13 protein-coding genes are annotated in these 13,556 nt (G+C 68.3%); 2 read left to right on the top strand and 11 right to left on the bottom strand.

Annotated features, from left to right (window positions below; translation table 11 throughout):
- Position 1: 1 nt before the first annotated feature.
- Positions 2 to 1,852: a TonB-dependent vitamin B12 receptor gene (btuB, locus tag ACJQWL_RS09785; RefSeq protein ID WP_330968258.1), complete on the top strand. Its 1,851-nt coding sequence runs from the start codon at positions 2 to 4 to the stop codon at positions 1,850 to 1,852.
- Positions 1,853 to 1,989: 137 nt separating this feature from the next.
- On the opposite strand, the gene glmS is transcribed toward btuB, so the two are convergent.
- A complete protein-coding gene (gene glmS / locus ACJQWL_RS09780; RefSeq protein ID WP_330968257.1) occupies positions 1,990 to 3,822 on the bottom strand; it encodes a glutamine--fructose-6-phosphate transaminase (isomerizing) in 1,833 nt (610 codons plus the stop codon).
- Positions 3,823 to 3,992: 170 nt separating this feature from the next.
- Positions 3,993 to 5,363: a bifunctional UDP-N-acetylglucosamine diphosphorylase/glucosamine-1-phosphate N-acetyltransferase GlmU gene (gene glmU / locus ACJQWL_RS09775; protein ID WP_330968256.1), complete on the bottom strand. Its 1,371-nt coding sequence runs from the start codon at positions 5,361 to 5,363 to the stop codon at positions 3,993 to 3,995.
- Between the two features lie 180 nt (positions 5,364 to 5,543).
- Here glmU and ACJQWL_RS09770 point away from each other — a divergent pair, with 180 nt between their 5' ends.
- Positions 5,544 to 5,927, top strand: coding sequence for a GtrA family protein (locus ACJQWL_RS09770; RefSeq protein WP_330968255.1), 384 nt, complete (start codon positions 5,544 to 5,546; stop codon positions 5,925 to 5,927).
- Between the two features lie 126 nt (positions 5,928 to 6,053).
- On the opposite strand, the gene ACJQWL_RS09765 is transcribed toward ACJQWL_RS09770, so the two are convergent.
- From ACJQWL_RS09765 to ACJQWL_RS09725, 9 genes are all read right to left on the bottom strand, one after another.
- Entirely contained in the window at positions 6,054 to 6,476 is a 423-nt protein-coding gene (locus ACJQWL_RS09765; protein ID WP_330968254.1) for a F0F1 ATP synthase subunit epsilon, read from the bottom strand.
- 118 nt (positions 6,477 to 6,594) lie between these two features.
- A complete protein-coding gene (atpD, locus tag ACJQWL_RS09760) occupies positions 6,595 to 8,007 on the bottom strand; it encodes a F0F1 ATP synthase subunit beta (protein ID WP_330968253.1) in 1,413 nt (470 codons plus the stop codon).
- A gap of 68 nt (positions 8,008 to 8,075) precedes the next feature.
- Positions 8,076 to 8,939, bottom strand: a complete 864-nt coding sequence (gene atpG, locus ACJQWL_RS09755; protein WP_330968252.1) for a F0F1 ATP synthase subunit gamma — start codon at positions 8,937 to 8,939, stop codon at positions 8,076 to 8,078.
- 127 nt (positions 8,940 to 9,066) lie between these two features.
- Complete coding sequence (gene atpA, locus ACJQWL_RS09750; RefSeq protein WP_330968251.1) at positions 9,067 to 10,632, bottom strand: F0F1 ATP synthase subunit alpha; 1,566 nt, start codon at positions 10,630 to 10,632, stop codon at positions 9,067 to 9,069.
- 127 nt (positions 10,633 to 10,759) lie between these two features.
- Entirely contained in the window at positions 10,760 to 11,287 is a 528-nt protein-coding gene (locus ACJQWL_RS09745; RefSeq protein ID WP_330968250.1) for a F0F1 ATP synthase subunit delta, read from the bottom strand.
- Between the two features lie 7 nt (positions 11,288 to 11,294).
- Complete coding sequence (locus ACJQWL_RS09740) at positions 11,295 to 11,765, bottom strand: F0F1 ATP synthase subunit B (RefSeq protein ID WP_330968249.1); 471 nt, start codon at positions 11,763 to 11,765, stop codon at positions 11,295 to 11,297.
- Between the two features lie 106 nt (positions 11,766 to 11,871).
- Entirely contained in the window at positions 11,872 to 12,168 is a 297-nt protein-coding gene (gene atpE, locus ACJQWL_RS09735) for a F0F1 ATP synthase subunit C (protein ID WP_330968248.1), read from the bottom strand.
- A 109-nt stretch (positions 12,169 to 12,277) separates the two neighbouring features.
- Positions 12,278 to 13,075, bottom strand: a complete 798-nt coding sequence (atpB, locus tag ACJQWL_RS09730) for a F0F1 ATP synthase subunit A (RefSeq protein WP_330968247.1) — start codon at positions 13,073 to 13,075, stop codon at positions 12,278 to 12,280.
- A gap of 36 nt (positions 13,076 to 13,111) precedes the next feature.
- A complete protein-coding gene (locus ACJQWL_RS09725; RefSeq protein ID WP_330968246.1) occupies positions 13,112 to 13,477 on the bottom strand; it encodes a hypothetical protein in 366 nt (121 codons plus the stop codon).
- Positions 13,478 to 13,556 lie beyond the last annotated feature (79 nt).

The following is a 13,556-nucleotide window of genomic DNA, read 5'->3' as shown; positions in this document are numbered from 1 at the left end:
GATGCAGCTTCGCCTGTCGATCCTCGCCTGCGCCCTCGCGCTACCCCTGTCCGCCCACGCGCAGTCCGAAACGGCGCGCGACCTCGACGAGGTGGTGGTCACCGCCACGCGCACCCCGGTGAGCGCCAACGCAACGCTGGCGCCGGTGGAGGTGATCGATCGCGACGCCATCATCCGCAGCCAGGCCCGATCGCTGCCCGAGCTGCTGCGGGGCCGCGCCGGCGTGGCGATCTCCAACCAGGGCGGCCAGGGCAAGCTCACCACCGTGTTCATGCGCGGCGCGGAATCCGACCACGTTCTGGTGCTGGTCGACGGCGTGCGCGTGGGCTCGGCGACGTCCGGCCTGGTCTCGTTCCAGGACCTGCCCCTGTCGATGATCGACCGCGTGGAAATCGTGCGTGGCCCACGCTCCAGCCTGTACGGCAGCGAGGCGATCGGCGGCGTCATCCAGGTGTTCACCCGCCGCGACCACGGCGGGATCTCGCCACGCGCCAATGCCACCGTCGGCAGCCATGGGCGCCGCGAGGCGAGCGCCGGCATCGGCGGCGGCAGCCAGGCCGCCTGGTTCGGCATCGACGCCGGCTACCAGCGTACCGATGGCATCGATGCCTGCGACGTCGCAACGCCCACGCCGTTTTCCGGCGGCTGTTTCATTGCCGCACCGCAACCGGATGCGGACGGCTACCGGAACCGCTCGGTATCGCTGCGCGGTGGACTCGATCTCGGCACCACCGTCGAGTTGCAGGCCCAGGCGCTGAGGGCGCACGGCGAGAACGAGTTCGATGGCGACTTCACCGACTACTCCGAGACCACCCAGCAGGTGCTGGGGGCGCGCGCCACCTGGACGCCCTCCGATGCGCTGACCCTGGCGCTGGGGGCGGGCCGCAACACCGATGCCTCCGACAACTTCATCGGCGGCACGTCCATCGGCTACTTCGAAACCGATCGCGACAGCGCCAGCGTGCAGGCCGACGTCGCGCTGGCCGAGGGCCACCTGCTGACGGTGGGCGCGGACTGGCTGCGCGACCGCGTCGGCAGCACCACCGCCTACGACCGCACCGAGCGCGACACCCGCGCCGCGTTCGGCCAGTACCAGGGCACGCTCGGGCGACATTCGCTGCAGGCCGCGCTCCGACACGACGACAACCGGCAGTTCGGCCAGGCCACCACCGGCAGCGCCGCATGGGGGTTGTCGCTTGGGGGTGGCTGGCGCCTGAGCGCGGGCTATGGAACCGCGTTCAAGGCGCCGACGTTCAACGAACTGTACTTCCCGTTCTTCGGCAACCCGACGCTGCGACCGGAGTCGTCGCGCAGCTGGGACGCCGGGCTGGCGTGGGACGCCGGCACAATAATGTGGCGGCTGGATGCCTTCGACACTCGCGTCGAGGACCTGATCGCATACGACGCGGCACTGTTCCTGCCCAACAACATCGAGCGTGCCCGCATGCGCGGTGCGGAACTGGGGGTGGATGCCGAACTCTCGGCCTGGGCCCTGGCCGGCAGCATCAGCGTGCTAGACACCGAGAACCGGGGCTCGGGCTTCAACGCCGGCAACGAGCTTCCACGGCGGGCCCGGCACAGTGCGCGGCTGGACCTGGATCGCCCCTACGGCGCCCTGCGCATCGGCCTGACGGGCGTGGCGGAGGGGTCGCGGTTCGACGATGTGGGCAACACCCGTCGATTGGGGGGCTACGCAACGCTCGACCTGCGCGCCGAGTACGCGATCGGTCCCGCGTGGACGGTGCAGGCACGCGTTGCCAACGTGTTCGACCGCGACTACGAGACCGCATCGTTCTACAACCAGCCGGGGCGGGAATGGTTCCTGACGTTGCGCTGGGACCCGGGGCACTAGGCGCCGGCTACCCCTGCAGGAGCGACGTTCAAGTCGCGACGGCCATTCGAGGTGTCGAAGGTTCGCGACTCACGTCGCACCTACGCGTAACCCCATGCGGCTGGAGCCGCTCGGGCGAGTAGCTGGGGAGCCCCCAGCTACTCCACCGTCACCGACTTGGCCAGGTTGCGCGGCTTGTCGACGTCGGTGCCGCGCGCCAGCGCCGCGTGGTAGGCCAGCAGCTGCACCGGGATGGCGTGAACGATGGGGCTGAGCACGCCGACGTGGCGCGGGGTGCGGATGACGTGGACCTGCTCGGATTCTCCGAAGTGGCTGTCCGCGTCGGCGAACACGAACATCTCGCCGCCACGCGCGCGCACTTCCTGGATGTTGGATTTCACCTTCTCAAGCAGGCTGTCGTTGGGGGCGATCACCACCACCGGCATGTTGGCGTCCACCAGCGCCAGCGGCCCGTGCTTGAGCTCGCCGGCCGGGTAGGCCTCGGCGTGGATGTAGGAGATCTCCTTGAGTTTGAGCGCGCCTTCCAGTGCGATCGGATAGTGCACGCCGCGCCCCAGGAACAATGCGTGCTCGCGCGGGGCGAAGCGGTCCGCCCAAGCAATGATCTGTGGCTCCAGGTTGAGCGCATGCTGCACGCTGCCGGGCAGGTGGCGCAGCGCGTCGACGAAGCCGGCTTCCTGCGCTTCGTCCAGCCGGCCGCCGAGCTTCGCCAGGGTGGCGGTCAGGGTGAACAGCGCGACCAGCTGCGTGGTGAAGGCCTTGGTCGAGGCGACGCCGATCTCGGCGCCCGCGCGGGTGTAGTAGACCAGCCGGCTGGCGCGCGGGATGGCGCTCTCGGGCACGTTGCAGATCGACAGCGTCCTGTCGTGGCCCAGCGACTTGGCGTACTTCAGCGCTTCCATCGTGTCGAGCGTTTCCCCCGACTGCGAGATCGTCACCACGAGGTGTCGGGGATTGGCCACCGCGCGCCGGTAACGGTACTCGCTGGCGATTTCCACCGAGCACGGCAGCCCGGCGATCGACTCGATCCAATAGCGAGCGGTGAGGCCGGCGTAGTAGCTGGTCCCGCAGGCCAGGATCTGCACGCCCTCCACGCCGTCCAGCACGTCCGCGGCCTGGCTGCCGAACAGCTCCGCCGAGAACCCGTTGTTGTCGATCACCGCCTCGATGGTGTCGGCGACCGCGCGCGGCTGCTCATGGATCTCCTTCTGCATGAAGTGGCGGTACGGGCCCAGCTCCAGCGATGCGAGCGACACGTCCGATACATGCACCTCGCGGTCGATGGCCGCGCCCTCGCCGTCGAACACGCGCACCGATTCGCGGGTGACCTCCGCGGTGTCTCCCTCCTCCAGGAAGATCACCCGGCGCGTGGCCTGCACGATCGCCGAGACGTCGCTGGCGATGAAATTCTCGCCTTCGCCCAGGCCGACCAGCAGCGGACAACCCATGCGTGCGGCGATCATGCGCCCCGGATCGCGCGCACTGACCACGGCGATGGCGTAGGCGCCGGTCAGTTCGCGCGTGGCCCGCTGCACCGCCTGCAGCAGGTCGCCACCGGCCTTCTGGTGGTGGTGGATCAGGTGGGCGATGACCTCGGTGTCGGTCTCGGACTCGAACGTGTAGCCGGCCTGGCGCAGGCGCCCCCGCTGCTCGTCGTGGTTCTCGATGATGCCGTTGTGCACCACCGCCAGCTCGTTGAAGCTGACGTGCGGGTGGGCGTTGGCTTCGGTGACGCCGCCGTGCGTGGCCCAGCGGGTGTGGCCGATGCCCAGCCGCGCATGCACGCCCTCGGCCTGCGCCGCCGCTTCCATCTCCGACACCCGCCCCGTGCGGCGCACCCGGCGCACGCCATCCTCGTCCAGCACAGCGATGCCGGCCGAATCGTAGCCGCGATATTCCAGCCGCTTGAGTCCCTCGATGAGGACCGGGACCACATCGCGATCGGCGATCGCGCCAACGATTCCACACATGCGCGGCGAGCTCCTTCAGGGGATCGCGCAGTCTAGCCGTTTAGGTCCCGCCGGGCACTCCGCGCCGGCGCCCGTGGCCCCCAGGCCCGGGCAGCGAATCTCGCCCCGAAACCCTGCAGCGCGACGCCGGACGCCCTATCGCTGGCCTGGCCGCGGCGGCCGGGCACATGCTACTTGGGTTGCTTCACGGGCCTCTGCCAACCTTCCACCACCGACTGGCGCCCCCGGGCCACGCTGAGCTGGCCCGCAGGCGCAGGGCGGGTGATCACCGACCCCGCCGCGATCGTGGCGTCCTTGCCCACGGTTACCGGCGCGACCAGGGAGGTGTTGGAGCCGATGAAGGCGCCGTCCTCGATGGTGGTCACCGACTTGTTGGCGCCGTCGTAGTTGCAGGTGATCGTCCCGGCGCCGATGTTGACGCCGCTGCCGACAACCGCATCGCCCAGGTAGGTGAGGTGGTTGGCCTTGCTGGACACGCCCATCCGGGTGGCCTTGGTTTCCACGAAGTTGCCGATGTGCACGCCGTCGGCCAGCACCGTGCCCGGGCGCAGCCGCGCGAACGGACCGATCGTCGCCGAACCCTCCACCACCACCCCGTCCAGGTCGCAGTGCGCCCGTACTTCGGTGCCGGGGCCGAGGCGAACGTTGCGCAGGCGGCAGAAGGGACCGATGACCACACCCTCGCCCAGTTCGACGTCCCCCTCCAGCACCACGTCGACATCGATCGCCACGTCGCGGTCGACCTTGACGGTGCCGCGCACGTCGATGCGCGCCGGGTCGGCCAGGCGCGCGCCGTCCACGCACAACGCACGCGCGGCGCGAAGCTGGAATGCGCGTTCGAGCTGCGACAGCTGCCAGCGGTCGTTGGCGCCCTCCACCTCGATTGGTTCGCGCACGTGCACCATCTCGGCGGCATCGTATTCGCCCGTGGCCGCGGCAAACACGTCGGTCAGGTAGTACTCGCCCTGCGCGTTCTCGTTGCCAAGCCCGTCCAGCCAGCGCCGCAACGGCTCGCCGTCGGCCACCAGGATGCCGGTGTTGACGGTGCGGATCTCGCGCTGGTCGTCGTCGGCGTCCTTGTGCTCGACGATCCGCGCCACCTTGCCTTCGGCATCGCGGACGATGCGTCCGTAGCCGGTGGGATCGGCCAGGTCCGCCACCAGCACCGCGATGCGGCCGGGGGCATCGAGCAGGCGTTGCAGTGTGTCTGCGGCAATCAGCGGCACGTCGCCGTACAGCACCAGCACCCGTGCCTCGGTGGGGACGTCGGGCATGGCTTGTTGCACGGCATGGCCGGTGCCCAGGCGCTGGCGCTGCTCGGACCAGTTCAGGTCGGTCTCGCCGGAAAAGGCGTCACGCACCGCGTCGCCGCCGTGCCCGTAGACCACGTGGATACCCGCCGGCGCCAGCGCGCGGGCGGTATCGATCACGTGGCCGAGCATCGGGCGTCCGGCGATCGGCTGCAGGACCTTGGGCACTGACGAACGCATCCGCTTGCCCTCTCCGGCAGCGAGGATGACGACGTGCAACGGTGCGGGCATGGGGGCTCCAGGGCGGGGACAAGGTGCGGATTCTAGCCGCCACCGCTGTTAGGATGCCGCGGTGCCGCGCCTCCGAACGACCCCCGACCGCCGCGGAATCCCCGTGCCTGCTCCAGCCACGCCCACGCTGCCGGGGGTGGCACCTGCCCATGCACGCGGGCCGCACCGTCGGGACCGCGCATGAGCCTGGGCCGGCAGGGTCGCCATTACCTGGCGATCGGCATGGTCCAGTGGCTGCTGGATTGGGGGGTCATGGTGGGGCTGAGCCACCTGGGCATGCCGGTGGAACCGGCCAACGTCGCAGGGCGTGTCAGCGGCGCATTGCTGGGCTTCTGGCTCAATGGCCGGATCACCTTCGCCGGCGACGAGACCCGGATCGGTCGGCGCCAGTTCGGCCGCTTCGCGATGATGTGGCTGTTGACCACGCTGGCAAGCACCTGGGCAATCGGTGCGATCGACGATGCGGTGGGCCTGAAGTGGACGTGGCTGGCCAAGCCCGGGGTGGAGCTGGTGCTCGGCGGGGTCGGCTTCCTGCTGTCGCGACACTGGGTCTATCGACGCTGATACAGGGTGCGGGCGCTCGCTCGGCCTGCGTGATCGTCCCGTGGCCCGCGCGGCGGACCCCACATACGCGAAGGGCCGGCAATGCCGGCCCTTCGCGGTCTGATCGCGGCCTGGTCGAGCGACGCGTCAGTGCTTCATGTTCTTGCGCAGGCGCTCCAGCGCCTGTAGCTGGGCCATCGCCTCGGCCAGCTTGGCCTGCGCCTCGGCCACTTCCATCTTCTCGCCGCGACCCGCCAGCGCCCGCTCTGCTTCTTCCTTGGCGGCGCGGACGGAGGCCTCGTCGATGTCCTGGGCGCGTACCGCCGTATCGGCCAGCACGGTCACGACCGTCGGCTGGACCTCGAGGATCCCGCCGGAGACGGCGAAGTCCAGCTGCTCGCCGCCGGGCAGCGTCACCACGACCTTGCCGGGCTTGAGGCGGGTGATCAGCGGGGCGTGCTTGGGCGCGATGCCCAGTTCACCGATCTCGCCGGTGGCAACCAGCAGCTCGGCTTCGCCGTGGAAGATCTCTTCCTCGGCACTGACGATGTCGCAGCGGAATGTGCTCATGGGGCTCTCGCTTGGCTCGATGCGGCTGGGGTTCGGAGACAGGTACCGGGATCAGGGGCCGGGGAGTCGGGTGCCGGCTCGCGCCGGTGTCCCGAAAACCCAGCCCGTAGCCGGGCTGTTACGCCTCCACGCCCATCTTCTTGGCCTTCTCGACCGCTTCCTCGATCGCGCCGACCATGTAGAACGCCTGCTCGGGCAGGTGGTCGTACTCGCCTTCGACGATCCCCTTGAAGCCACGGATCGTGTCCTTGAGGGTGACGTACTTGCCCGGCGAACCGGTGAATACCTCGGCGACGTGGAAGGGCTGGCTGAAGAAGCGCTCGATCTTGCGCGCGCGCGACACGGCCTGCTTGTCCTCTTCGGACAGCTCGTCCATGCCCAGGATGGCGATGATGTCCTTGAGCTCCTTGTACTTCTGCAGCGTCGCCTGGACCTTGCGCGCGACGTCGTAGTGCTCGTTGCCGATCACGTTCGGGTCGAGCTGGCGCGAGGTGGAGTCCAGCGGGTCGACGGCCGGGTAGATACCCAGCGAGGCGATGTTTCGCGACAGCACGACGGTGGCGTCGAGGTGGGCGAAGGTGGTCGCCGGGGACGGGTCGGTCAGGTCGTCGGCGGGCACGTACACGGCCTGGATCGAGGTGATCGAGCCGGTCTTGGTCGAGGTGATGCGCTCCTGCAGCACGCCCATTTCCTCGGCCAGGGTGGGCTGGTAGCCCACCGCCGACGGCATGCGGCCCAGCAGCGCCGAGACCTCGGTGCCGGCCAGGGTGTAGCGGTAGATGTTGTCCACGAAGAACAGGATGTCGCGCCCCTTGCCGGTCGCCGGATCCTTGTCGTCGCGGAAGTACTCGGCCATGGTCAGGCCGGTCAGCGCGACGCGCAGGCGGTTGCCCGGCGGCTCGTTCATCTGGCCGTACACCATCGCGACCTTGTCGAGGACGTTGGAGTCCTTCATCTCGTGGTAGAAGTCGTTGCCCTCGCGGGTACGCTCACCCACGCCGGCGAACACCGACAGGCCCTCGTGCGCCTTGGCGATATTGTTGATGAGCTCCATCATGTTGACGGTCTTGCCCACGCCGGCGCCGCCGAACAGGCCGACCTTGCCGCCCTTGGCGAACGGGCACATCAGGTCGATGACCTTGATGCCGGTTTCCAGCAGCTCGTTGGTCGAGGACTGCTCCTCGTAGCTGGGCGCGTCGCGGTGGATTTCCCAGTGGTCCGCGGCGTCGACCGGGCCGGCCTCGTCGATCGGGCGGCCGAGCACGTCCATGATGCGGCCCAGGGTGCCCATGCCGACCGGCACGGAGATCGCCTTGCCGGTGTTGGTGGCCACCAGGTTGCGCTTGAGGCCGTCGGTCGAGCCCAGCGCGATGGTGCGGACCACGCCGTCACCCAGCTGCTGCTGGACTTCCAGCGTGATGGCGGTGTTGTCCACCTTCAGTGCGTCATACACGCGCGGCACGCCATCGCGCGGAAACTCCACGTCGACGACGGCGCCGATGATCTGGACGATCTTGCCCTGGTTGCTCATCACTGTGTCCTCAGACTCTCTAATGCTGCTGTGCGGGCGCGACGGGCGCACCTGCGGGGAAAAAGGGATCAGACCGCCGCGGCGCCGCCGACGATCTCGGAAATTTCCTGGGTGATCGCCGCCTGCCGGGCCTTGTTGTAGACCAGTTGCAGGGTGTCGATCAGCTTGTTGGCGTTGTCGCTGGCGGCCTTCATCGCGACCATGCGCGCGGCATGCTCGGAGGCCACGTTCTCGAGCACCGCCTGGTAGACCAGCGACTCGATGTAGCGCGTCAGCACGTGGTCGAGCACGGACTCGGCGTCGGGTTCGTAGATGTAGTCCCAGTCATGCTTGGCGACCTGCGTTTCCGGCGCCGGCAGCGGCAGCAGCTGGTCGAACGCCGCGCGCTGGGTCATCGTGTTGACGAAATCGTTGTAGCAGATGAACACCCGGTCGATGGTGCCTTCGCTGTACGCGTCAAGCATCACCTTGACCACGCCCACCAGCTGCTCCAGCTTCGGGGCGTCGTCCAGGTGGGTGACCGAGGCCAGCATGTTGACCTTGATCCGGCGGAAGAACACCGAGGCCTTCTGGCCGATGGTTACCACGTCGATCTCGACGCCCTGCGCCTGCCAGCTGCGGAACTCGCCCAGCAGCTTGCGGAACAGGTTGTTGTTGAGGCCGCCGGCCAGGCCGCGGTCGGACGAGACGATCACGTAACCCACGCGCCTGGGGTTGGCGCGCTCGGTCATGTAGGGGTGCTGGTAGTCGGAATTGGCCTGGGCCAGGTGGCCGATGACCTGCTTCATGACCCGCGCGTAGGGCCGCGAGGTCTTCATCCGCTCCTGCGCCTTCCGGATCTTGGAGGCGGACACCATCTCGAGCGCGCGCGTCACCTTGCGGGTGTTCTGCACGCTCTTGATCTTGGTCTTGATTTCTCTGCCGCCTGCCATGTCTCTTCTCGCTTGGTTGGCTGGTGTGGGGGTTGGACGCCGGGGAGGTGATGGAGGGCGGGGCTGAAGCGGATCCAACCGGACCCGGTCGCCCGCTCTCGCCCGCTGCCTCCAGCCGGGCCCGCCGTTACCAGCTGCCGGTCTGCTTGAACTCTTCGATGCCCTTCTTGAAGCTGGCCTCGATGCCGTCGTCCCACTTGCCGCTGCCGTTGATCGTGTCGACCAGCTCGCCCTGGGTGTTGGTGAAGTGGGCATGCAGGCCCTCCTCGAACGAACCGATCTTGCCGACCGGCACGTCGTCCAGGTAACCCTCGTTGACGGCGTAGATAGACAGCGCCTGCATGGCGATGGACATCGGCGCGTACTGCTTCTGCTTCATCAGCTCGGTGACGCGCTGGCCGCGCTCGAGCTGCTTGCGGGTGGCTTCGTCCAGGTCGGATGCGAACTGGGCGAACGCCGCCAGCTCGCGGTACTGGGCGAGCGCGATGCGGATGCCGCCCGAGAGCTTCTTGATGATCTTGGTCTGGGCGGCGCCGCCGACGCGCGACACCGAGATGCCGGCGTTCACGGCCGGGCGGATGCCGGCGTTGAACAGGTCGGTTTCCAGGAAGATCTGGCCGTCGGTGATCGAGATCACGTTGGTCGGCACGAACGCCGAGACGTCGCCGGCCTGGGTCTCGATGATCGGCAGCGCGGTCAGCGAACCGGTCTGGCCCTTGACCTCGCCGTTGGTGAACTTCTCGACGTATTCCTCGGACACGCGCGCGGCGCGCTCCAGCAGGCGGCTGTGCAGGTAGAACACGTCGCCCGGATAGGCTTCGCGGCCCGGCGGGCGCTTGAGCAGCAGCGAGATCTGGCGGTAGGCGACGGCCTGCTTGGACAGGTCGTCGTACACGATCAGCGCATCCTGGCCGCGGTCCATGAAGTACTCGCCCATGGTGCAGCCGGCGTACGCGGAGATGTACTGCATCGCGGCCGACTCGGACGCGGTGGCGGCGACCACGATGGTGTGGGCCATCGCGCCGTTCTCTTCCAGCTTGCGCACGATGTTGGACACGGTCGAGGCCTTCTGCCCGATCGCGACGTACACGCACTTGATGCCGGTGCCCTTCTGGTTGATCACCGCGTCGATGGCGAGCGCGGTCTTGCCGGTCTGGCGGTCGCCAATGACCAGTTCGCGCTGGCCGCGGCCGATCGGGATCATGGCGTCGACCGACTTGTAACCGGTCTGCACCGGCTGGTCGACCGACTTGCGCCAGATCACGCCCGGGGCCACGCGCTCGACCGGCGCGGTCAGGCTGGTGTTGATCGGGCCCTTGCCGTCGATGGGCTCGCCCAGTGCGTTGACCACGCGACCCAGCAGCTCGGTGCCGACCGGCACTTCGAGGATGCGGCCGGTGGTCTTGGCCACGTCGCCTTCGCGCAGGTGCTCGTAGTCGCCCAGCACCACCGCGCCGACCGAGTCGCGCTCGAGGTTCAGCGCCAGGGCGTAGGTCGCGGTGCCGCCTTCGGATGCCGGCAGCTCGATCATCTCGCCCTGCATCGCGTCGGCCAGGCCGTGGATGCGCACGATGCCGTCGGACACGGAGGTCACGGTGCCTTCGTTGCGCGCTTCGGCGGACAGCTTGACCTTCTCGATGCGGGCCTTGATCAGTTCGCTGATTTCGGACGGGTTGAGCTGGGTGGTAGACATTTGGGATTCCTCGAACGCGTGCGGCGGGCTGCCGTCGCGGTTGGATCAAACTGTTGTAGGAACGAGTAGGGCGGAGCGGGAACCGGAGCCGGGGGCGCCATGGCGCGGTCCCGGTCCTTGTGTCTCGTTACTGGGTCAGCGTCGAATGCAGGCGGGCGAGCTTGCCCTTGAGCGAACCGTCGATGACCACGTCGCCGGCGTCGATCACCGCTCCGCCGATCAGCGATTCGTCGACCGAGGTCTCGATCTCGACCTCGCGACCGAAGCGGCGCTTGAGTGCGGCGCGGATCGATTCGAGTTCCGTCGCAGGCAAGGCGCTCGCCGCCGTCACGTGGGCCTTGACCACGCGGTCGGCGTCGGCGCGCAGATCCTCGTACATGCCGGCGATTTCCGGCAGCAACGGCAGCCGGCGGTTGTCGGCCAGCAGCGCGATGAAGCGGCCGAATGCGTCGTCGGCACCCTCCGGCGCAAGCAGCATGACCGCATCGGCATCGCTCAGCTGCGGGTGGCCGAGCAGGCCGTGCACCCGGGGATCGGCCGACACGCGGGCGGCGAGCGCCAGCGCGTGGGACCACTCCGCGGCGCGACCGGCATCGCGTGCCAACGCGAACGCTGCGCGGGCGTAGGGACGGGCAAGGGTCAGGGGCTGGCTCATGGCGCGGTCAGATCTCGGCCGCGAGTTCGTCCAGCAGCGCCTTGTGGGCGCTGGCGTCGATCTCTCGCTTGAGCAGGCGCTCGGCACCGGTCACCGCCAGGGCGGAGACGTGGCGACGCAGGTCTTCGCGCGCTCGGGTCGCGGAGGAATCGATCTCGGCCAGTGCCAGCGCCTTCTGCCGCTCGGCCTCGGCGATGGCGTCGTTCTTGGCCTGCTCGACGATCTGGTTGGCGCGCTGGTGGGCCTGGTCGATGATCTCGTTGGCCTTGCCACGCGCTTCGCGCAGGTTCGCGTCGACCTTTTCCTGGGCCTGGGCCAGCGCCTTCTGGCTGTTGTCGGCCGCGGCCAGGCCTTCGGCGATCTTCTTCTGGCGCTCCTCGATAGCGGCCAGCAGCGGCGGCCAGATCTTGGTGGCGATGATCCAGATCAACGCGGCGAAGGCCAGCGCCTGGGCGAACAGCGTGAGGTTGATATTCATGCGTAAGGCTCTGCCAGTGCTGAGAGGGGTGTCGGTGCCGGAGGGCACCGACCCTTCATCGCCGCGACGCCGGCACGGTGCCGGTGTCGCGGTTTGCGACCGGTGCTTAGCCGGCGACCTGCGCGGCCTGGGCCAGCAGGGCCGACGCCAGCGGATTGGCGAAGGCCAGCAGCAGCGCGACGGCGACGGTGATGATGAACGCGGCGTCGATCAGGCCGGCGGTGATGAACATGCGGACCTGCAGGACCGGGATCAGCTCCGGCTGGCGGGCGGCCGACTCGAGGAACTTGCCGGCCATGATGGCCAGGCCGATACCGGCGCCGAGGGCGGCGAGGCCGATCATGATGCCGATGGCCAGAACGGTCGAGGCCTGAACCGAAGCGAGGTGGGCAAGGATTTCCATGGTGGTCTCCGAAACGTGTGCTTAAGGGTTGGTACGAGGATGGATGAAGCGAAAACGGGTCGTGCGTTGGCAGCCGCCCTGGGTGCAGCAGATGCCCTTCAAGCAGGCATCAGTGGGCGTCTTCCGAAAGGCTGAGGTAGACGATCGACAACATCATGAAGATGAAGGCCTGCAGCGGGATCACCAGCAGGTGGAACAGCATCCAGCCCAGGCCGAACAGGCCACCGGCGAACGCGCCGAGGATGCCCGCGCCGCCCAGGACCCAGATCAGCAGGAACACGATCTCGCCGCCGAACATGTTGCCGAACAGTCGCATCGCCAGCGAGATCGGCTTGCTCAGCCACTCGACGGTGTTGAGGATCAGGTTGAACGGCATCATCCACTTGCCGAACGGCGCGGTCAGGAACTCCTTGGTGAACCCCCCCAGGCCCTTGGCGCGCAACGCGAAGAACAGCATCAGGAAGAACACGCTGATCGACAGGCCGAGCGTGGCGTTGACGTCTGCGGTCGGGACCGGCTTCCAGTAGTGCACGCCGACCCAGGTCAGCGGCACCGCGATGAAGTCCGCCGGGATCATCTTCAGCAGGTTCATCATCAGGATCCAGAAGAACAGGGTGATCGCGATGGGCGTCACCAGCTTGCTGGGTCCGTGGTAGGTGTCCTTGGCCTGGCGGTCGACGAACTCCAGGCAGATCTCGACGAACGCCTGCCACTTGCCCGGCACGCCGGCGGTAGCGTTGCGCGTGGCCGTCCAGAAGGCGAACACGATCAGCAGGCCCATCAGGACCGCCGTTACCAGGGTATCCACGTGCAGGGTCCAGAAACTCCCCTCGCCGACCGACGCCGTCAGGTTCTGGAGGTGGTGTTGGATGTACCCGGTGGGAGTCAGTTCCGCCTCGCCCGCCATGTGTCCTGAACCCGTTAAGAAGTTGAAGTTGTCCGATCAGTGGCGGGCCGCGGCCAGCAGCTGCGTCAGCAGCGCGACCACGACACCCGCCAGCAATGCCAACGGTGGCAGGCGCCATGCGCCCAGGCCCAGCAGCAGCACGGTGAAAACCAGCGCCAGCTTGAGCACGACGCCGGCGAACCAGCGTGCCATCACCGCCCCGGCGGGCATGACCCCGCCGCCGACCATGAGTCGTGCCGCGAGCACCCCGCCGACCAGCATCGCCGCCCCTCCGACCGCTGCCGCGATCGCGTGCGAAACCCCCTGCAGCAGCAGCGCCAAGGCCAGCAGCGCTGTCGTTCCGGCCTGCCAGGCCGCCGTTCGGCGTGCCAGGCGTTGGCCTGCTTGCAAGGGATCGTACACGCGGGTTCCGCGGGAGTCGGGCGAAAGCGCCCCGGTGAGCCGCAAAAGTATAGAACGCGTGAGCACTTCGGGCAACCGC

This window comes from Novilysobacter viscosus (assembly GCF_046600715.1).
Taxonomy (GTDB): domain Bacteria; phylum Pseudomonadota; class Gammaproteobacteria; order Xanthomonadales; family Xanthomonadaceae; genus Lysobacter_C; species Lysobacter_C viscosus.
The sequence above is the reverse complement of the archived record's forward strand: the minus strand, read 5'-3'. Positions and strand labels throughout refer to the sequence as shown.

Excerpts from the sequence above, each read along its gene's own strand:
- btuB (WP_330968258.1), top strand. The coding sequence starts at position 2 with ATGCAGCTTCGCCTGTCGATCCTCGCCTGCGCCCTCGCGCTACCCCTG.
- glmS (WP_330968257.1), bottom strand. The coding sequence starts at position 3,822 with ATGTGTGGAATCGTTGGCGCGATCGCCGATCGCGATGTGGTCCCGGTC.
- glmU (WP_330968256.1), bottom strand. The coding sequence starts at position 5,363 with ATGCCCGCACCGTTGCACGTCGTCATCCTCGCTGCCGGAGAGGGCAAG.
- ACJQWL_RS09770 (WP_330968255.1), top strand. The coding sequence starts at position 5,544 with ATGAGCCTGGGCCGGCAGGGTCGCCATTACCTGGCGATCGGCATGGTC.
- ACJQWL_RS09765 (WP_330968254.1), bottom strand. The coding sequence starts at position 6,476 with ATGAGCACATTCCGCTGCGACATCGTCAGTGCCGAGGAAGAGATCTTC.
- atpD (WP_330968253.1), bottom strand. The coding sequence starts at position 8,007 with ATGAGCAACCAGGGCAAGATCGTCCAGATCATCGGCGCCGTCGTCGAC.
- atpG (WP_330968252.1), bottom strand. The coding sequence starts at position 8,939 with ATGGCAGGCGGCAGAGAAATCAAGACCAAGATCAAGAGCGTGCAGAAC.
- atpA (WP_330968251.1), bottom strand. The coding sequence starts at position 10,632 with ATGTCTACCACCCAGCTCAACCCGTCCGAAATCAGCGAACTGATCAAG.
- ACJQWL_RS09745 (WP_330968250.1), bottom strand. The coding sequence starts at position 11,287 with ATGAGCCAGCCCCTGACCCTTGCCCGTCCCTACGCCCGCGCAGCGTTC.
- ACJQWL_RS09740 (WP_330968249.1), bottom strand. The coding sequence starts at position 11,765 with ATGAATATCAACCTCACGCTGTTCGCCCAGGCGCTGGCCTTCGCCGCG.
- atpE (WP_330968248.1), bottom strand. The coding sequence starts at position 12,168 with ATGGAAATCCTTGCCCACCTCGCTTCGGTTCAGGCCTCGACCGTTCTG.
- atpB (WP_330968247.1), bottom strand. The coding sequence starts at position 13,075 with ATGGCGGGCGAGGCGGAACTGACTCCCACCGGGTACATCCAACACCAC.